We start from the raw sequence: 18,517 nt of genomic DNA, 5'->3' as shown, positions 1-18,517 counted from the left end.
GGGGCCGCGCGCCGCCGGGCGATCACCGCGCACCCGGCGAGCAGCGCCGCCGCGCCCGCGCCGCCCAGGACGATGGCGAGCCAGTCGGAGCCGCCGGAGCCGGGCGGCGGCACCAGCGCGCCGGTCCCCGCGGGCCGGGCCTGGTCCGGCGCCGTCCGCGGCTTCGCCGGGAGCAGCGAACCCACCGGCCGTACGCGGTGCACGGCCTCGAACCCCCAGTCGAGCAGCAGCCTGGCCTCCTCGTACACGGTCTCCTGCCCGCCGTTCTGCGGGTTCATGACCGTCACCACGAGGGTCCGCGCGCCCCGGTGCGCGGCGGCGATGAGGGTGCTCCCGGCCCGGCTGGTGTAGCCGTTCTTCACGCCGATCAGGCCGGGGTAGCGGGACACGCCGCCCGCGCCGGTGAGCAGCCGGTTGGTGTTCTGGATCGGGTACGACCAGCCGCCCGCCGGGAAGGAGGCGAGCGCCGTCGAGCAGTAGCGGGCGAACTGCGGGTCCGCGAGCCCCGCCCGGCCGAACACCGCCAGGTCGTACGCGGACGACACCTGCCCCGGCGCGTCGTAGCCGTCGGGGGAGACCACCCGGGTGTCGCGGGCGCCCAGGGCACGGGCCTTGGCGCGCATCTGCCGGAGCGTGCGGTCCATGCCGCCGTTCATCGCGGCGAGCACGTGCACCGCGTCGTTGCCGGAGCTGAGGAACACCCCCCGCCACAGGTCGGCCACGCGGTAGCTGCGCCCGGGGGCCACGCCCACCAGGCTGCTGCCGCCGCCGACGCGCGCCAGCTCGGCCTCCGTGACCCGGTGCCGCGTGTCGGGGTGCAGCCGGGGCAGCGCCGCGAGCGCGAACAGGGCCTTGAGCGTGGAGGCGGGCGGCAGTTTGCGGTGCGCGTCGCGCGCGGCCAGGACCTCGCCCGTGCGGGCGTCGGCCACCACCCACGACAGGGCGGACACCTCACCGGGCAGCGCCGGGGCGCCGGCACCGGGGCGCACCTGGGTGCCGGGCCGGTCGAGCAGGGTCGAGGAGTACGAGGGCCGCCGCTCGGGGGGTGACGGCTCGGCGCCCGCGGCCGTGCCGGTGAGGCAGAGCAGCGCCCCCGTGGTGAGGGCCGTCGTACGGACCACGGCGCGGCGCAGCGGGGGCGGCAGGAGTCTGATGGCCATTCAGCCACCGTAGGAGCGGGTCCCGGGGCGCGCAGATCGGCGTGGCCCGCCCGGGGCCGTACGGTGCCCGCGGCTCCCCCACTCGGGCGGTACGGGGCGCTCCCGCGGACCCTCACGGCGGGCCCGGCCCCGGCCCCGTGCTGCGGCTCGCGGGGTCAGACCGCTGTGTCCTCGGCCCGCGCGGTCGACGCGATGAGGTGGTCGACGACGTCGACCGGGTTGCCGTGGCGCCGGAAGGCGGCCCGCTGGCGGTCCGCGCCGGTGCCGTGGGCGCGCAGCCGGGCCCAGGCGGCGCTCACGAGCGGCAGGTCGCCGTGGCGTTCCAGGGCCGGCCTCGTGCGGTCGAGGAGGCGGTCGACCTGCGCGGCCGCGGGCACCAGTCTGCGCGTGGCCAGGTCGATGCCGGCACCGCCGAGGCCGTCGCGCGCGGCCCGCCAGCAGGCGGCCCGCAGGATCTCCGGCTCGGGGCGGGGCGGCGTGCGCCCGGCGGCCGTCTCCTGGAGCGCGGTGTCGGCCAGGGCGCGGACGACGCCCGCGAGCAGCACGGTGTCGTCGACCGTCGACGCCGCGTCCGCGACCCGGACCTCCACCGTGGGCACGTGGTGCGAGGGCCTGATGTCCCAGTACACACCGCCGCGGTCCAGGGTCGTCCCGGTGGCGATGAGGTCGCCGACGAGGTCCTCGAAGTGGGACTGCGACTCGAAGAACGGCGGCGGCCCCGAGACCGGCCAGCGCCCCCAGACCAGGGTGCGCCAGCTCGCGTACCCGGTGTCCTGACCGCCCCAGAAGGGCGAGTTCGCCGCCAGCGTCACCAGTGCGGGGAGCCAGGGGCGCACATGGTTGCTCACCCGCAGGGCGGTCGGCAGATCGGGCACGCCGACGTGGATGTGGCAGGCGCAGGTGCTCTGCTCGTGGTCGAGGGCGCGGAACTGCGCGAGGCTCTCGGCGTAGCGCGGTCCGCCGGTGAAGGGCGGGGGCACCGGGTGTCCGAGGACCGGTGTGCCGCTGGAGACGATGTGCAGCCCCAGGCGCCCGGCCGCCCGCGCGATGCTGCCGCGCGTCGCCCGGAGCTGCCGGGCCAGGGCGGCCAGGTCGGTGTGGGGGTCGGTCCGCCCCTCGACCTGGTACCGCGTGATCTCCGTCGAGACGCGGTCCCCGAGTTCGCCGCAGGCCCCCGCCACGACCTTGTCGGCGCTGGGGCTCAGCTTCCGGGAGACGGGGTCGACCAGGAGGTACTCCTCCTCGACGCCGACCGTGACCGCCGGTGCCCGCCGGTGGTCCGTCCGGGCGGCGTCGTGCGCGGCCGGTGGCGGACCGAGGTTCCCGGCCATGTCCCCGAAGTTCCCCATAGCGGCCATGGTGGCACGCGATGCCATGACCGGCTCTGACGCGATATCGCCAAATGCCTGGCCAGTAAGGGCCGTACGGCCCCGCACGCCCGGCGCGGGCGCCCCCGCGCCGGGCGCGGCGGACGCCGGGGCGGGCGACCGGGGCCCGGCCGCCCGCCCCGGCCGGGTCAGTCGCCCGCCACGGCCCGGAAGCGGACGGTGGTCGCGTCCCCGCTCCAGCGCCGCAGCCCGGCCTTCTCCAGGACGCGGACGGAGGCCGGGTTCGACCGTTCCACGGTCGCGTACACGGCGTGCACGTCCGGGCCGGTCAGGGCGTACGCCACCACCGTCCGCACGGCCTCCGGCGCGTAGCCGCGGCCCCGGCGGGACGGCACCACGCCGTAGCCGACCTCCAGGGCGCCGTCCCGGGGCGGCCAGAACAGGCCGATCGAGCCCACCACGAGGCCGCTGTCGCGCTCCACGATCAGACGGTGGCCGTACGGGTGCAGGCCCTCGGGGTGCTCGGTGAGGAACCCGGCGATGACGCCGTCGCCCTCGGCGGGGAAGTCCTCGGCCCAGTCCGCGAGCCGGTCGCCGCCACCGACGGCGGCGAGCTCGGCGGACGACCACGGGCGCAGCAGGAGCCGGCCGGTGGTGAGGTCAGTCCCTGTCACCGTGAAGGACGGTGAGGTGGCTGAGGCGGGTGAGGCTGCCGAGGGTGGGGCCGACGAGCGTGCGGCGGAGTCGGAGGGCGCTTCGGCGTCGGAAGGCACCGGGGAAGAAGGAAAAGACACGTGACACTCCTGGTCGTCAGGACGACCGGGCCGCTCACTGTCCTTGCGCGGCCCGGACTTGGGCATGCCGATGACGGGCCTGGCGGGCCATATTCATCAACCTCCCTGGTCGGAGCGGCAGTCGTGCGCGGGCGCGGAGTCCGTGCGCGCCGGGTGATCGTAACAAGGTGCCTCGGCGGGCGGTACGGGTGCCGGAGCCTTCGGCCGGGCCGGTGCGGCCGAAGGCTCCGGCCGGGCCGGTTCCGTGACGGGCTCCGGCCGGGCCGGTTCGGCGACGGGCTCCGGCTGGGCCGGTTCGCGCAGGGTGCGGAGCAGGAGCCAGCCGAGCGCGGGCAGCGCGATCAGCGGCGCCAGAGCGGTCCGCAGCGACGTGACGTCGGCGAGCGCGCCGATGAGCGGGCTGGCGACCCCGCCGACGCTGACGGTCAGGCCCAGGGTGACGCCACTGGCGGTGCCCACCCGGCTCGGCAGGTAGTCCTGGCCGAGTGTCACGTGCAGGGAGAAGGGCACGTACAGGCCGGCCGAGGTGAGCGCCACGAACAGGTACAGCGACGGGCCGGGGACGAGGACGACCCCGGCGACCGCCAGCACGGTCAGGGCGTACGACCAGCGGACCACCGCGACCCGGCTGTGGCGGGCGGCGAGCTGTCCGCCGGCGACCGTGCCCACCGCCCCGCCCAGGTAGAGCACGAACAGGGCCACGGTGCCCGCAACTTCACCGCCGCCGGAGCGCTCGGGCACGTACAGGGAGATGAAGGTGCTCAGCCCGACGAAGACGATCGAGCGGCACACGATGGCGCCGGACAGCCGCAGGAAGGACGGCCAGTCGTCGGCACCGGCGGCCTTGGCCGCGCGGGCGGCCGCCGCCGTCGCCGCGAGGGGCGCCCTGATCTCGCGCAGCGCCACCGCGCACAGCGCCGCACCCGCCAGGGCGGGCACGACGAGCAGCGGTGACGCGCGCAGGCCCCCGGTGGCGACGACGGCGGCGACCAGCAACGGCGCCGTCGCGAAGCCGATGTTGCCGCCCAGCGAGAACCAGCCCATCGCGGTGTGGCTGCCCCGGCTGGCGACGCGCGCCACGCGGGCGGCCTCGGGGTGGTAGGCGGCGACACCGATCCCGGAGACGGCGACCACCGCCAGGGTCATGGCGTACGAGCCGAACACTCCGCTGAGCGCGACACCGGCGCCGCCGACCAGCGTGCTCACCGGCAGCAGCCAGGGCAGCGCCCACCGGTCGGTGAGCGCGCCGAAGAGCGGCTGCACCACCGACGACAGCAGCGACGCGGCGAGCACGATGCCGGAGGCGGCGGCGTAGCCGTACGCGCGCTCGGACACGAAGTACGGCACCAGCGCGGCCACCGCGCCCTGGTAGACGTCGACGCAGGTGTGGCCCAGGGACATCAGCGTGAGGGGCCTGTTGCGGGAGGGAGCCGACGAAGACGAAGTAGACGAAGAGGAAGAAGACGAAGACGAAGTAGACGAAGTAGACGAAGAGGGAGCAGACGAAGAGGGAGCAGACGAAGAAGGCATGGACACGTATGCGATCGTCGCCACCCGGCGGCTGTCGGGCTTCCGATAAAGTGCCAAGGTCTGACGGAAACCCGCCAGCTTCCGCCGCCGTCCAGTGAGCCCCGCGCACGCATGCCGGAACCCATCCGCCACACCCCCGTCGCCCCCACCCACGTCCGGGTCCTCGGCCCCGGCGACCGCATCGACGCGCACCGCCACGACGACCACCAGATCGCCTACGCGGGGTCCGGCGTCGTGGCGGTCACGACGGACGCCGGTACGTGGTGCGCGCCCGGCACCCGCGCCATCTGGGTGCCCGCGGGCACCGTCCACTCGCACCGGGCGTACGGGCACCTGGAGATGTACTTCGTCGGCCTGCCCGCCGACGACAACCCGCTGGGCCTTGACGAGCCGACCGTCCTCGCGGTCAGCCCGCTGCTGCGCGAGCTGATCATCGAGTACGCCCGCGGGCCGAAGGACGCAGGCCCGGAGCGGAGCCGCCTGCGGGCCGTACTGCGCGACCAGTTACGCGCCTCCCCGCAGCAGCCCGTGCGCCTGCCCACGCCGGAGGACCCGCGCCTCGCGGCGGTCTGCGCGCTCGTCCACGACCACCCCGCCGAGCCGCGCACCCTGGCCGAGCTCGGCGCCGCCACCGGCGTCGGGGAGCGTACGCTCAGCCGCCTGTTCCGCGCCGAACTCGGCATGACCTTCCCGCAGTGGCGCACCCAGTCGCGGCTCTACCACGCGCTGCGGATGCTCGCCGAGGACACCCCTGTCACCGTGGTGGCGCACCGCTGCGGCTGGTCCTCGACGAGCGCCTTCATCGACGTCTTCCGGCGCTTCTTCGGCTACACCCCCGGCACGCACCAGCGGCGGCCCTGAACCACGCAGGACACGCCGCCGGGCACGCTGCCGGACCGCGCCCGCGCGCCCTGCGCGCCGTGGGCGCGCCGGACGTGCGCCGCTCCTGTGGGGGATCGCGGCGCGCCCGGCGGGTCGACCAGCCTGGGACGACGTACCGGCCCGCGCGCCGCCGACCCGGTGGCCGCAGCCCGCGGACCTGGTGGGCCCCGACAGCGAAGGCGGAACAGCATGCGCAAGGCAAGAGCATCGAGGAAGCGGCTTCCCGTGCTGGTCGCGGCGGTGGCCGCCGCGGCCGCCACCCTGGTACCGGCCACCGCGGGCCCCGCGGGCTCCGCCACGGCGGCCACGGCACCCGAGGCCGACGGGTACGACCGGTGCCCCGACGGCTACTACTGCATGTTCTCGGGCCTCGACGGCTCGGGCGACATGGTCACGCTCCGGGGCAACACCCCCGACCTCGCGGCACTCGGCATGGACGACCGGTCCAAGTCCGACTGGAACCGCACAGCCTCCACCATCTACCTCTGGTCCGAGGCGCAGTACTCCGGCTGTACGGCCGTCACGTCCTCCGGCCCGACCGGCAAGGGCAACTTCTTCCCCGCCTACCAGGACTTCTTCAGCTCGGTGCAGTTCGACGGGCCCGGCGGCCCGAGCTGCGGCACCCCGCCCGGCGAGGGCGGGCGGGGCCCCGCGCGCTGACGCGACGGCCATAGGATGCGGGCATGGCTGCTCCGGACCCCTCGCCCCGCACGACCACCAGGGATCCGGAGCTGGGCTTCCCGCCGCCCGGCGAGGTGCTGCACCGGCTGCGCACGCAGCGGGGCATGTCGCTGCGCCAAGTGGCCGCCGAGTGCGGCCTGTCCGTGTCCTTCCTGGCCGCCCTGGAGCGCGGTGAGACCGACATCGCCCTGGAGCGGCTCGGGCGCCTGGCCAAGGTGTTCGGCCACGACGTCGGCTCCTTCCTCGGCTTCTCGCGCGGCCGTGCGACGCCCTCGCTGTACCCGAGGGAGGAGCAGGAGACCTTCGAACGCGCCCCCGGCGTCGTCTACCGGCTGCTGCGGGCGTCGGAGCTGGGCTACCAGGTCGTCACCGGGGACTTCGCGCCGCACAGCGGTCTGACCGAGGACCTCCAGCACGAGGGGACCGACCTGGTCATGGTCACCCGGGGCACGCTCGTGGCCCGGTACCACGGCATCGACCACGTCCTGCGTGCGGGGGACTGCCTCCAGTGGGCCGCCGGTCACCCGCACACCTTCCGCAACGACGGCGACGAACCCGCGCAGATGGTCGTCGTGCTCTTCTCCAGCCTGTACTGACGCCCCCGGCCCTGTACTGACGCCCCGGCGGCTGCCCCCACCGACGCCGCCGCGACCTCTGCCGATACCGCCGCGACCTCCGCGGGCCTCTCCTCCGCCGGGCGGCGATGCCGCAACCGCGCCTGCTGGGACGGCCATTGCGGCCCTTCTCCCTGCGCTCCGGCGGTAGGAAAACCCCTCCACGCGAGCAATATTTTGGTCTAGTGTGCGTTTTACTGCACAAGCGCAGCGCAAGGTGCGACCGCGCAGCGCGGAACGCGCGCACACGACGACACCTCTGGAGGACCGCATGGTGGCGGAACTTGTCAGGACCTGGGCGGCGGGCTGGGCCGTGTCGCGGCGTACGCCGCAACCGCTGGTACGGCCCTGGGGGGTGTACCTCGACGTGCGCGGCCCCGGCCAGGTGGGGCGCCATGTGCTGCCGCACGCCACCGAGTCCGCCGTGCGCGCGGCGGCCGCCTCGGTGAGCGTGCCGGACACCTGGCTGAAGGTGCCCGCGGAACCGGAGGGTGTCGAGCCGTGGCTGCCGGAGGGGTGGGTGGTCGACAAGGAGGAGTCCGGCTACCTGATGGCCGTGGACTTCCGGCCGACGGCCCCGGCGCTGCCGGACGGCTACACGCCCGCGACCGAGACCCGCGACGGCGTCACCTTCCTGCGCGTGCGCGACGGGGCGGGTGCGCTCGCCGCCCAGGGGCAGATGGCCGTCCTGGGCGAGGCGGCCGTCGTGGACCGCGTCGTCACCGACCCGGCGCACCGCCGCCGCGGCCTCGGCGGCTACGTGATGCGCGCCCTCGCGCAGGACGCGCTGGCGCGCGGTGCCCGCCGGGGCGTCCTGGGTGCGACCGACGAGGGGCGCGCCCTGTACGAGACGCTGGGCTGGACGCTCCGGGCCCCGCTGGCGGCGTGCGTCTACCGGCCGTACGAGGTGTCGTAGGGCGCGGCGCCGGAGCCGCCTCGGTGCCCCGGACCCCGCCCCGACCCCTATATGGCGAGAACGCCACCCGCGGCAGGGGCGGCACCCCCTGGAGCCGATGACAAGCCCCGCGGCGGCGTGTTTGGGTGGGCCGCCTGATCACCGAGCCCGTGGCCCGGGGCGGAGCCGCGCCCCGCGACGCGGGCACAGAAGGGGGAGTTGTGCAGTTCACCAAGGTGTCCACGCGTGTCCTCGTACCGCTGGCCGGAGCCGCGCTCGCCACGGTGACCGCGGTCGCGCCCGCGTCGGCCGCGCCCGAGCACTGGGTCGCCGGCGAGGTCCAGTACGCCGGGAACCGGACCGTCCTCAGCCCGCACGACGGCACCCAGGGGTCGCGGATCCTCGTCCGCGTGGACTGGGAGGCGGACAAGGGCGGGGTCTACGGGAACATGTGGGACCTCAAGAAGGACGGCAACGACGCCCGCCTGGAGGCCGGTTACTCCTGGCTGAGCGGCGGCACCTGGAAGCCCGTGACGCGCACCCTCAACACCGTCGCGGACAGCGGCGACACCGGTGTGCACACCAGCCTGCACACCGACCCGAACGTGAAGATCAAGGACCTGAAGGTCAGGACCTGCACCGTCAACAGCGCCGGCGCCTACGTCTGGTGCGGCGCCTGGTACTAGCCGGTGCGGGCCGCGCCCCGCGGCGGGCCCCGGCCCGGCCGGTGGGGCCGGGCCGGAGTCACCCGGAGGCGTCCGGGCCGGAGTCGGCGCCGGGCTCGGGGCCGTAGTCGGGCTGGAAGAGGTGCGCGGTCCCGGTGAGGTCGAGGATGACCCGCAGCGGCTCGGAGACGCCGATGAGGCGTAGCACGCCGCCCTTGGCCGTGGCCCGGCGGTGGTGCGCGAGCAGCAGGTTCAGCGCGGTGGAGTCGGCGAACGTCACTTGGGCCAGGTCGAGTTCGCAGGCGCGGTGTTCCGTCCGCGCGAGGGCGTCGGCGAGCTGGTCCACGGTGGCCAGGTCCAGATCGCCGCTCGCCCTGATGAGCACGGCGTCGAGGACATCGACGACGTCCACGGTCAACGGGTTGCTCGACGCCATGGGAGAAGTACCTATCGAATGGTCGGCGGTGCCTCGGCCCCGGGTCGGACGGCGCTCCGCGCACGGCGGGCCGCGCACGCCTTCCGGGCGGGCCGGGAGCGGCCACGGGGCGGGCCGGGGTCGTCGTTCTCGCAGTTCAGGGGCGTGTCGTGCGAGGCGCAGCAGCGGTGCGGCTGGGGCAGGTGGGGGGAGTCGAGCCAGTACGCGCCGACGAGCTGGGCGAGTACGTGGGGGGTTGCGTCGTCGGTCTCCATACCCTGTACAACGCGGCGGCCGGTGGCCGGGCCACGGCGGGGTCAACCGCCGTGATCCAGGGCCACATATATGGCGGACGCGCCCCGGGGAAGAGTTTGCACCATGGCATTTCAGGGCATACAGGGCGCCATTCGCCGAAGGTCGGTTCTCTCCCGCCTCAGGCGCCTCAGGCGGGCAGCGCCGCCTCGATCGCGGCCACCACCTCGGGGGACTCCGGCTCGGTCTGCGGCGAGAAGCGGGCCGCGACCGTACCGTCGGCGGAGATCAGGAACTTCTCGAAGTTCCACCGGATGTCACCGGTGTGGCCCTCGGCGTCCGCGGTGGTCACCAGGCGCTGGTACAGCGGGTGGCGGCCGTCGCCGTTGACGTCGACCTTCTCGGTCATGGGGAAGGTCACGCCGTACGTCGCGGAGCAGAACTCGGCGATCTCCGCGGACGTGCCGGGCTCCTGCCCCATGAACTGGTTGCACGGCACCCCGAGGACGGTGAAGCCGCGCGGCCCGTAGGTCTCCTGGAGCCGCTCCAGGCCCGCGTACTGCGGGGTGAGGCCGCACTTGGAGGCGACGTTGACGATCAGGACGGCCTTGCCCCGGTACTGGGCCAGGTTCGCCGGGCCGCCCTGGAGGCTCTCGATCTCTACTGCGTCGTAGACAGACATGCCGCGGAGCCTACGCCCCGGCCGCGGCGCGCGGGGAGCCGGGTGCGGTGGCCTCCGGCGGCTCCTCGCGGTGCAGTCTGCCGTGGGCGACCAGCTCCACGGTGACGGCCGTGGCGATGGCCTGCACGGCCATCAGGGCGACGAGGACGAAGAGCTGCACCGCACCCGCCTGCACCGGGGAGGCGCCGCCGAGCAGCATGCCCACGAACGCGCCGGGGAGCGTGACGAGCCCGACGGTGCGGGTCTGGTCGAGCCCGGGCAGCAGGGCGTCGGACGCGGCGGGGCGGACGAGCTCCAGGCGGGCGTCGTGCGGGAGCAGGCCGAGGGCCAGGCCCGCCTCGAACTCGCCGTGCCGGGTGCGCAGCTCGTCCAGGGCCCGGCGCCCGGCGAGGACGGTGGCGGTGAGCGCGCCGCCGATGAGGATGCCGGTCACGGGGATCATGGCGATGCCCCGTACCGGTACGAGCCCGGCGAGCGCGAGCGCGGCGACGACCGGCGCGACGGGCGCGGCCAGGGGCACCGCCGCCCACCACCAGGTGCCGTTCGGCGTGATGCGGCGCCCCGCCGTCCTGGTCGCCACGGCGAACATCAGCAGCAGGAAGGCGAACAGGGCCGGGACGTGCCGCACCACCCAGCCGATGAGCAGGGAGACCGCGGCGAGCTGGGCCGTCGCCCGGACCCCGGCCACCGCGACCTCGCGGGCCCGGGCGCGGGAGCCGTCCGGCGAGAGCCGGAACACGGCAGTCGTCGCGGCCGCGGCGACGAGCAGGACCAGCAGGGCGGCGCCGAGCGTCGCGGTGACCGGCAGCAGGGTCTGAGCAGCGAGGACAGGCACACGCACACCCTAGGCGGGGTGGCCGTACGCTCCTCCTACCGGCGCGTTCGGCCCTGGGCGGGGCGAGCGCGCGGGACGGACGTACGCAGCGACAGAAGGGCGAGGAGTCATGGCGCAGCAAGTGCGCGGCGTGATCGCACGCGCGAAGGGCGAACCGGTACGGATCGAGACGGTCACCGTGCCGGACCCGGGGCCGGGCGAAGCCGTGGTGAAGGTCCAGGCCTGCGGGGTCTGCCACACCGATCTGCACTACCGCGAAGGCGGTATCAACGACGACTTCCCCTTCCTGCTCGGCCACGAGGCCGCGGGTGTCGTGGAGACGGTGGGGGAGGGCGTCACGGAGGTCGCGCCCGGTGACTTCGTCGTCCTCAACTGGCGCGCGGTGTGCGGCCAGTGCCGGGCCTGCCTGCGCGGCCGCCCGCAGTACTGCTTCGACACGCACAACGCGCGGCAGAAGATGACCCTCGCCGACGGCACCGAGCTGACGCCCGCGCTCGGCATCGGCGCGTTCGCGGAGAAGACCCTGGTCGCCGCCGGGCAGTGCACCAAGGTCGACCCGGCAGCGTCCCCGGCCGCCGCGGGCCTGCTCGGCTGCGGCGTGATGGCGGGCATCGGCGCCGCCATCAACACCGGTGGCGTCGGCCGCGGCGACTCCGTCGCCGTCATCGGCTGCGGCGGCGTGGGCAACGCGGCCGTCGTGGGCGCGCGCCTCGCCGGCGCCGCGAAGATCATCGCGGTCGACGTGGACGACCGGAAGCTGGAGACCGCCCGCGGCCTCGGCGCCACGCACACCGTCAACTCCCGCTCCACCGACCCGGTCGAGGCCGTCCGGGAGGCCACCGGCGGCTTCGGCGCCGACGTCGTCATCGAGGCCGTCGGCCGCCCGGAGACGTACGAGCAGTCCTTCTACGCCCGTGATCTCGCGGGCACGGTCGTCCTGGTGGGCGTGCCGACCCCGGACATGCGCATCGACCTGCCGCTGCTCGACGTCTTCGGGCGCGGCGGCGCGCTCAAGTCGAGCTGGTACGGGGACTGCCTGCCGTCGCGGGACTTCCCGATGCTCATCGACCTGTACCGGCAGGGCCGCCTGGACCTGGACGCGTTCGTGACCGAGACCATCGCGCTCGACGAGGTCGAGAAGGCCTTCGAGCGGATGCACCACGGCGACGTGCTGCGCTCGGTGGTGGTCTTCTGATGGCCCCCGCGACGGCGGGCCCGGTCCGCGTCGAGCACCTCGTCACCTCCGGCACGTTCTCCCTCGACGGCGGCACCTGGGACGTCGACAACAACGTGTGGATCGTCGGCGACGACCGCGAGGTCCTCGTCGTCGACGCCGCGCACGACGCCGACGCCATCGCGGCGGCCGTGGGCGGCCGGCGGGTCGTCGCGATCGTGTGCACCCACGCCCACGACGACCACGTGGACGCCGCGCCCGCGCTCGCCGACCGCACCGGGGCGCCCGTCCTGCTGCACCCGGACGACCTGGAGCTGTGGAAGCTGACCCACCCCGACCGCGCGCCGGACGGCGACCTGGCCGACGGGCAGGAACTGGCCGTCGCCGGGGCGACGTTGAAGGTGCTGCACACCCCGGGCCACTGCCGCGGCGCCGTCAGTCTTTACGCCCCCGCGCTCGGCACCGTGTTCACCGGGGACACGCTGTTCGCGGGCGGCCCGGGCGCCACCGGCCGGTCCTTCAGCGACTTCCCGACGATCATCGAGTCGATCCGCGAGCGGCTCCTGACGCTGCCGCCGGAGACGGTCGTACGCACCGGCCACGGCGACAACACGACGATCGGCGACGAGGCCGGCCACGTGGAGGAGTGGATCGCCCGCGGCCACTGACCCGCACATCCGAGGGTCGCGCGGGGGAGTGCCGGCCCGTCCGGCGCTTGAGGACGAGGCGCGAAGCGCCAAAAAGGGGGAAAGGGGCGAAGCCCCATATGAGCCCCGGGGCCCAGGGGCAAAGCCCCACCAGTAGCCGGGCCCCGGGGCGCGACCCCGTTCCACCGCTCAAGGCGCCCACGCCAGGAAGTGGTGGCTGCCATCCCCGATCTCCGATAAGTTAGGCAAGGCTTACCTAATGGAGGTTGGAGATGGGTGTCCGACACGTCAGCACGACCATGCCCGCGGCGGCGGCCCGCGCCCGCTCCGTGCTGGCCACCGCCTGGTCCTGCGCGGTGACCACCGAGATCGGCAGGGACGAGCTCCTCGGCGCCCACAGCGTCACCGAGCGCGGCGCGGTGCGCCTCGACCCGCCGCCGGACAGCGCCCTGGCCGCCGCCCTCATCTGCGCGCCACGCGGGGAGCCCACCACGCTCGTGGAGTTCGCCGACGTCGCGCCGGTGCCCGTACGGGACCGGGTGCGCGCCCGGCTCTGGCTCTCCGGCTCGCTCACGGCCGCCCGCGACGAGCTGCTCTTCGAGCCGGTCGCCGTCGTGCTGCACGACACCTACGGGCGTACCGGCATCGACCTCGAGGAGTTCGCCCTGGCCGACCACGACCCGCTCGCCCACGCCGAGTCACGGCTCCTGACGCACCTCGCCGACTCCCACCCCGACGCCGTCGAACAGCTCACCCGGCTCATCGCGGCCGAGAGCCTGAGCGGCGTCGTCGCCGTCAAACCCCTCGCCATCGACCGGTACGGCCTCACGCTGCGCCTGGAGCGCGTCAGCAGCCAGGCCGACGTACGCCTGGCCTTCCACGCCCCCGTGGAGGACCTCGGCCAGGTGACCGAGCGGATGCACGCCCTGCTCACCAAGGCCCGGCTGCTGCGCCGCCCCGCGCTGCGCCCGGCGCCGCCGGAGGCCTGAACCGCCGCGCCCCGCGCGCGAGATGGCGCGGCGGCGCAACGGCGGGGTCGGTGCCGGTCACGGAGGCGGCCCAGGCATGATGGGCGCCATGAGCGCGCAGAGTAAGTCCTTGCCCAACGATCCGGTCCAGGCCCTGATCGTCGTCGACATGCAGTCCGCCTTCGTCTCCGGCCACGACGCCATCCCCCACGCCGAACGTGTGCTCCAGCGCACCGGGCAGCTCATCGCCAAGGCCCGCGCGGCGGACGTCCTCATCGTCCAGCTCCAGAACGACGGCCCCGAGGGCGCCTCCGACGAGCCGGGCACGCCCGGCTGGCGGCTCCACTTCCCCGTGGACACCGACCGCGGCGAGGTCGTGATCCGCAAGCTGTACGACGACGGCTTCGAGGACACCGAACTGGAGGACCTGCTGCGCGAGGAGGACGTCTCCTCGTTCGCCATCTGCGGCGTGATGTCGGAGATGTGCGTCAGCGCCACCGCGCGCACCGCGCTCGACCTGGAGTTCCGCGTGGTCATGCCCCACGACGCCCACGGCACGTACGACATCCCGGCGGCCGAGGGCATCAGCGACGCCGTGCCCGCGGCGACCGTGTCGCGTGTCGCCGAGTGGGCGCTCGGCGACGAGGTCGAGATCGTGCCCGGCGCGGACGACGTCAGCTTCGTCGCCCCCTGAGCCGCGCCCGCCGGGAGCGGCCCGGGAGCCGGGGTGCTCTCGCCGTCCCGCGGGGTGGCGGACACCGCCGCCCCGCGGGACTGCGGCACCTACAGCGGCAGCACGCACACGGCGACCGGCGCGGCGAACGGCTCCCCGGCCAGGGTCAGTTCGCCCGTCCGCGCGTCGACCCGGAAGACGCTCACCGAGCCGGACCGCTGATTGGCGGTGAACAGCAGCCGCTGCGAGGGGGAGAAGGCGAGGTGGCGCGGGAAGTCCCCGCCCACCGGCGTGGTGCCCAGGAGCCGCAGCCGGGCGCCGCCCCGCTCGACGGCGTACCGCGCGAGCGAGTTGTGCCCGCGGTTGGCCAGGAACACGAAGCGGCCGTCGCGCGTGACGAGCGGCTGCGCCGGATAGTTGGTGACCCCGGGCGGTGTCCCCGTGGACTGCGGCGCGCCGGGGGTGAGGCGCCCGTCGGCGGGGTCGTACGCGCAGACCACCACGGTGTTGTCCAACTCGTCGGCGACGTACGCGAAGCGCCCCGAGGGGTGGAACGCCAGATGCCGGGGTCCGGCGCCGGGCCGCAGCGACGCCTGGGCGACCAGGCGCAGGGTGCCCGCCCCCGTGTCGAGGCGGTAGGTGTACACGGTGTCGGTCCCGAGGTCGACGGCCAGCACGTGGCGGCCGTCCGGGGAGGTCACGACCTGGTGGGCGTGCGGGCCGCTCTGGCCGGGACCCGGGGGCGGCTGCGTGTGTGTGACGAGGTCGGTGCGCTCGCCGAGCGCCCCCGACGCCGCGACGGGGTGCACGGCCACGCTGCCGGAGCTGTAGTTGGCGCTCAGCAGCCAGCGGCCGCCGGGGTGCACGGACAGGTGGCAGGGTCCCGCGCCCCCGGTGTCGCGCGTGCCCAGCACGCGGTGGCCGCCGTCGGGGGAGAGCGCCACGGCGGTCACACCCCCCTGGGGCCGCTCGTTGACGCAGTACAGCGTCCGGCCCGAGGGGTGCGGCACCAGATACGACGGGTCGGGCACCCCGGCCAGCACCCCGGTGGTCCTGACGCGCCCCGTCACCTCGTCGTACGCGGCGAGCCCGATGCCCGTGCCGCCGCCCGGCGCGGAGGTGTACGTGCCGAGGAAGAGGGGCCGGTCGCGGCGGGGGCCGGGGGCGGCGGCCGCCGCGGGCGCCGCGACCCCCGCGAGGGCCGTCGCGGCGAGCGTCGTACCGATGAACCGTCGTCTGTCCATGGCTGAACCTCACGTGTCGGTGGGGGAACGTGTGAGCTGTGTGAGCCGTGTGGCAGACACCCTGGACCCGTAACGGTTGAACAAGCAAGAGGTGCATCGCGAGTTGCATCCTGTGCAACGCGGAGGTGTCCGGCACGTCGGTCATGCCGGGGCACGGGCGGCGCCGCGCGGACAGGGTGGCTGTTCCGCGGGCAGCGGCGAGGGCGCGGGGGCGCTCGTCAGGCGGCGGCGCGGGAGCGGCGCCGGTAGCCGCCGGGGGCCTGGCCGTACTCGCGCTTGAAGGCCTTGGCGAAGGCGTACTCGGAGCCGTAGCCGGTGCGGGCCGCGACCGTCGTGAGCGGTGCCTCGGACTCGCGCAGGAGCCGGGCGGCCGTCGTCATGCGCCAGCGCGTCACGTACGCCATCGGCGGCTCGCCCACCAGGGTGGCGAAGCGACGGGCGAAGGCCGCGCGGGACAGGCCCGCCCGCTCGGCGAGGGACTCGACGGTCCACTGCGCGGCCGGCTCCGCGTGGATCGCGGCCAGGGCCGGGGCGACCGCGGAGTCCCCGAGCGCGGCGGCCCAGCCCTTGGTGGCGGCGGGCGGCTGCTCCTCCAGCCAGGCCCGCAGGATGTACAGCAGCAGCGAGTCGATGAGCCCCGGCACGATGCCCGCGGAGCCGAGGCGGGGGTGCTCCAGCTCGGTGCCGAGGAGCTGGACGGCGGCGCCGAGCTGGGGGTGGCGGCCGTGGCCGGTGGACAGGCGCACGACCTCGGGGAGCTGGCGCACGAGCGGGTGCGGGCGCCCCCGGTCGAGGTGGTAGTTGCCGCACAGCAGGCTGGCGCGGGGGCCGTCCCCGCCGAGCGTGACCGTCCCGAGCGGCGAGCCGGGACTGAACTGCTCGGGCCGCTCCGGCTCGGCCGGTGTGGAGGGGTGGTCGGCGAGGGCGTGGGCGGTGCCGTCACGCAGGAACACCACGTCGCCGGCGCTGAGCGCGAGCGGCGACAGGTGCGGCGCGTCCAGCGGGACCAGCCAGCAGGTGCCGGACAGCACCACGTGGAACCCGGCACCGGCGACGGCGGGCAGGCGCAGGCCCCAGGGGGCCCGGCCCTCGGTGCGCACGGACGTGGGACTCCCGGTCCGCATCGACGCCAGCGCCTCGGTCAGGATGTCCACGTCCCGCCCCTCCGTCCCCCGCACACGATCACCGGCCCGCCACCCTAGCGCCACCCGCTCAGGCCACCGTCAGCACCACCTTGCCCTGCGTACGGCCGGACGCGACCAGCTCGTGGGCCCGGGCTGCCTCGGTCAGGTCGAACGTCGCCGACACGTGCGGCCGGACGCGCCCGGCGTCGACGAGCCGCGCGATCGCCTCCAGCGAGGCGTAGTCCGGCTCGACGGAGACCCCCGCGAAGCGGCGGCCCGCCTCCTCGACCCGCGCGGCCAGCTCCCGGTCGCCGTGCTCCATGATGCTCACCAGGGTTCCGCCGGGGCGCAGCACCGACAGCGAACGCGTGCCCTCGGACGAGGAGTCGAAGACGACGTCGAGGTCCCCGACCGCCTCGGTGAAGTCGACGGCCCGGTAGTCGACGACCTCGTCGGCGCCCAGTTCGCGTACGAACGCGTGCTTGGGGGCGCTCGCCAGCGCCGTCACGTGCGCGCCGCGCGCCTTCGCGATCTGCACCGCGAAGTGCCCGACGCCGCCCGCCGCGCGGTGGACCAGCACCCGCTGCCCCGCCTCGAGCCCGGCCGCGTCGACCAGGCCCTGCCAGGCGGTGAGCGCGGCCAGCGGGAGGGCGGCGGCGTGCACGTGGTCGACGGAGGCGGGCTTGCGGGCCACCTGCCGCGACGGCACGGCGACGTAGTCCGCGTACGCGGTGGCCGCACGCGGGAAGAACGGCATGCCGAACACCTCGTCGCCCGGCTTGAACCGGGCGCCGGGGCCCGCCTCCTCGACGACGCCGGAGATGTCCCAGCCCACGCCGTACGGAGGCTGGCCGAGCAGCGGGTACGCGCCCGACCTGACAGCCAGGTCGACCGGGTTGACGCCGCTGGCGTGCACCCGGACGAGGACTTCGCCGCCGAGCGGCGCGGGGCGCTCGGTCTCGACGGTCTCCAGGACCTCGGGACCGCCGAAGGACTTCTGGATGACAGCGCGCATGACAGGGTCTCCCTGAGGGTGAGGGCGCGGCCGCGGAGTCGTTCCGCGTACCGGCCCGGCTGGTTGATGTGCTCAACCCTAGGAAGATCGAACGAGCCGTTGAATATCTCGCACGCTCCAGAAAATGTCCCGTCGTCTCACCGGCGGGGAGAAACACCGAGAAGTGGAGAAGCTCCTAGGAGCGGGACGTCCAGACCGTGCCGCGGGCCTCGTACTCCAGCATGGCCTCCAGGCCCAGGGCGGCGTCGACGCCCAGTTCGCGGCGGACCAGCCACAGCGCGAGGTCGAGGCCCGAGGTGACACCGCCCGCGGTCACCAGGTCGCCGTCGTCGACGACGCGCGCGTTCTTCAGTACGCCTCCCTGTCGTTCCAGGTCGGGGCGCGCCTTGTGATGGGTCGTGCAGGGGCGGCCGCGGGTGACGCCGCCGGCGGCGAGCAGCATCACGCCGGTGCACAGACCGGCGATGGTCAGCCCCGGCCGGCGCGCCTCGGCGAGGGCCCGGGGCAGGGTGCCGCGCCGGATCTCCGCCCAGACCCCGGGCTGGTCCTTGCGGGCGTATCCGCCGCCGGGGACGACGAGGAGGTCCGCCTCCTCCGGGGCCCACCCGTGGCGGACGCGCAAGGTGGTGCCGAAGGCGGCGTCGACGGCGCGGCGGCCGTCCACGGTGACGTAGCGGACCTCGACGTCGCGGTCCGTGAAGTGGTCGGAGGCGCTGAGCACTTCGTAGGGCGCGGCGAGGTCGAGCTCCTCCACGCCTGGGAACAGCACGACGTGCACACGGAGCGGGCCGCGGGGGCGCGCGGCGGACGAGCCGGTCGCCCCTGTCGCCTCGGCCGTGTCGGCCGCGGAGGCCGCGTCGAGGGAGGCGCCGGTCGTGAGACCCGCGGCCCCCAGGGCCGTCGCGGTGCGCAGCACAGTACGTCGGTTCATGCGTTCGT

General features: G+C 74.9%; 20 protein-coding genes. 9 read left to right on the top strand and 11 right to left on the bottom strand.

The annotated features are described in order from the left end of the window. The 4 genes from IE330_RS09930 to IE330_RS09915 all read right to left on the bottom strand — a co-directional run. Nucleotides 1–1,160: D-alanyl-D-alanine carboxypeptidase family protein (locus tag IE330_RS09930; protein ID WP_190135534.1), on the bottom strand; the 1,160-nt coding region annotated here is incomplete at its 3' end. A gap of 155 nt (nt 1,161–1,315) precedes the next feature. After that, a complete protein-coding gene (locus tag IE330_RS09925) occupies nt 1,316–2,509 on the bottom strand; it encodes a carboxylate-amine ligase (RefSeq protein ID WP_229925524.1) in 1,194 nt (397 codons plus the stop codon). 167 nt (nt 2,510–2,676) lie between these two features. Continuing rightward, nucleotides 2,677–3,162 (bottom strand): GNAT family N-acetyltransferase, encoded by a 486-nt coding sequence (locus tag IE330_RS09920; protein WP_229925523.1) that lies wholly within the window; start codon nt 3,160–3,162, stop codon nt 2,677–2,679. Nucleotides 3,163–3,378: 216 nt separating this feature from the next. Further along, entirely contained in the window at nt 3,379–4,683 is a 1,305-nt protein-coding gene (locus tag IE330_RS09915; protein ID WP_190135532.1) for an MFS transporter, read from the bottom strand. A gap of 240 nt (nt 4,684–4,923) precedes the next feature. Here IE330_RS09915 and IE330_RS09905 point away from each other — a divergent pair, with 240 nt between their 5' ends. From IE330_RS09905 to IE330_RS09885, 5 genes are all read left to right on the top strand, one after another. Continuing rightward, nucleotides 4,924–5,673, top strand: a complete 750-nt coding sequence (locus tag IE330_RS09905; protein WP_190135530.1) for an AraC family transcriptional regulator — start codon at nt 4,924–4,926, stop codon at nt 5,671–5,673. Between the two features lie 210 nt (nt 5,674–5,883). Then, a complete protein-coding gene (locus IE330_RS09900) occupies nt 5,884–6,354 on the top strand; it encodes a peptidase inhibitor family I36 protein (protein ID WP_190135529.1) in 471 nt (156 codons plus the stop codon). Between the two features lie 23 nt (nt 6,355–6,377). Then, the gene (locus IE330_RS09895; protein ID WP_190135528.1) at nt 6,378–6,971 is read left to right on the top strand and encodes a helix-turn-helix domain-containing protein; all 594 of its coding nucleotides are present in this window, start codon (nt 6,378–6,380) and stop codon (nt 6,969–6,971) included. Between the two features lie 289 nt (nt 6,972–7,260). Next, nucleotides 7,261–7,905 carry a GNAT family N-acetyltransferase gene (locus IE330_RS09890; RefSeq protein ID WP_190135527.1) on the top strand — a complete coding sequence of 215 codons (645 nt, stop codon included), beginning with the start codon at nt 7,261–7,263 and terminating at the stop codon, nt 7,903–7,905. Nucleotides 7,906–8,105: 200 nt separating this feature from the next. Continuing rightward, nucleotides 8,106–8,570, top strand: a complete 465-nt coding sequence (locus IE330_RS09885; protein WP_190135526.1) for a hypothetical protein — start codon at nt 8,106–8,108, stop codon at nt 8,568–8,570. Nucleotides 8,571–8,628: 58 nt separating this feature from the next. On the opposite strand, the gene IE330_RS09880 is transcribed toward IE330_RS09885, so the two are convergent. The 3 genes from IE330_RS09880 to IE330_RS09870 form a co-directional block, all read right to left on the bottom strand. Further along, nucleotides 8,629–8,985, bottom strand: a complete 357-nt coding sequence (locus IE330_RS09880; protein ID WP_190135525.1) for an STAS domain-containing protein — start codon at nt 8,983–8,985, stop codon at nt 8,629–8,631. Nucleotides 8,986–9,406: 421 nt separating this feature from the next. Beyond that, nucleotides 9,407–9,898 carry a glutathione peroxidase gene (locus IE330_RS09875; protein ID WP_190135524.1) on the bottom strand — a complete coding sequence of 164 codons (492 nt, stop codon included), beginning with the start codon at nt 9,896–9,898 and terminating at the stop codon, nt 9,407–9,409. Between the two features lie 10 nt (nt 9,899–9,908). After that, nucleotides 9,909–10,733: an ABC transporter permease gene (locus IE330_RS09870; protein WP_190135523.1), complete on the bottom strand. Its 825-nt coding sequence runs from the start codon at nt 10,731–10,733 to the stop codon at nt 9,909–9,911. A gap of 109 nt (nt 10,734–10,842) precedes the next feature. Between IE330_RS09870 and IE330_RS09865 the strand changes: the two genes are divergently transcribed. From IE330_RS09865 to IE330_RS09850, 4 genes are all read left to right on the top strand, one after another. Next, nucleotides 10,843–11,928, top strand: a complete 1,086-nt coding sequence (locus IE330_RS09865; RefSeq protein WP_190135522.1) for an S-(hydroxymethyl)mycothiol dehydrogenase — start codon at nt 10,843–10,845, stop codon at nt 11,926–11,928. Beyond that, nucleotides 11,928–12,575, top strand: coding sequence for an MBL fold metallo-hydrolase (locus IE330_RS09860; RefSeq protein ID WP_190135521.1), 648 nt, complete (start codon nt 11,928–11,930; stop codon nt 12,573–12,575). Before IE330_RS09865 ends, IE330_RS09860 begins: the two co-directional genes overlap by 1 nt. 251 nt (nt 12,576–12,826) lie before the next feature. Further along, nucleotides 12,827–13,543, top strand: a complete 717-nt coding sequence (locus IE330_RS09855) for a DUF2470 domain-containing protein (RefSeq protein WP_190135520.1) — start codon at nt 12,827–12,829, stop codon at nt 13,541–13,543. 88 nt (nt 13,544–13,631) lie between these two features. Then, complete coding sequence (locus IE330_RS09850) at nt 13,632–14,216, top strand: isochorismatase family protein (protein ID WP_229925522.1); 585 nt, start codon at nt 13,632–13,634, stop codon at nt 14,214–14,216. Between the two features lie 89 nt (nt 14,217–14,305). Here the strand turns inward: IE330_RS09850 and IE330_RS09845 are convergent, their stop codons facing one another. The 4 genes from IE330_RS09845 to IE330_RS09830 all read right to left on the bottom strand — a co-directional run bounded on the left by IE330_RS09845 (nt 14,306) and on the right by IE330_RS09830 (nt 18,509). After that, complete coding sequence (locus IE330_RS09845) at nt 14,306–15,439, bottom strand: lactonase family protein (protein ID WP_190135518.1); 1,134 nt, start codon at nt 15,437–15,439, stop codon at nt 14,306–14,308. 218 nt (nt 15,440–15,657) lie between these two features. Then, entirely contained in the window at nt 15,658–16,593 is a 936-nt protein-coding gene (locus tag IE330_RS09840; RefSeq protein ID WP_190135517.1) for an AraC family transcriptional regulator, read from the bottom strand. A 58-nt stretch (nt 16,594–16,651) separates the two neighbouring features. Then, nucleotides 16,652–17,578, bottom strand: coding sequence for an NADP-dependent oxidoreductase (locus tag IE330_RS09835; protein WP_190135516.1), 927 nt, complete (start codon nt 17,576–17,578; stop codon nt 16,652–16,654). 175 nt (nt 17,579–17,753) lie between these two features. Further along, nucleotides 17,754–18,509, bottom strand: coding sequence for a DJ-1/PfpI family protein (locus IE330_RS09830; protein ID WP_190135515.1), 756 nt, complete (start codon nt 18,507–18,509; stop codon nt 17,754–17,756). Between the last annotated feature and the right edge of the window lie 8 nt (nt 18,510–18,517).

The organism is Streptomyces longispororuber (genome assembly GCF_014656095.1).
GTDB classification, from domain to species: Bacteria; Actinomycetota; Actinomycetes; order Streptomycetales; family Streptomycetaceae; genus Streptomyces; species Streptomyces longispororuber.
The sequence above is the reverse complement of the archived record's forward strand: the minus strand, read 5'-3'. Positions and strand labels throughout refer to the sequence as shown.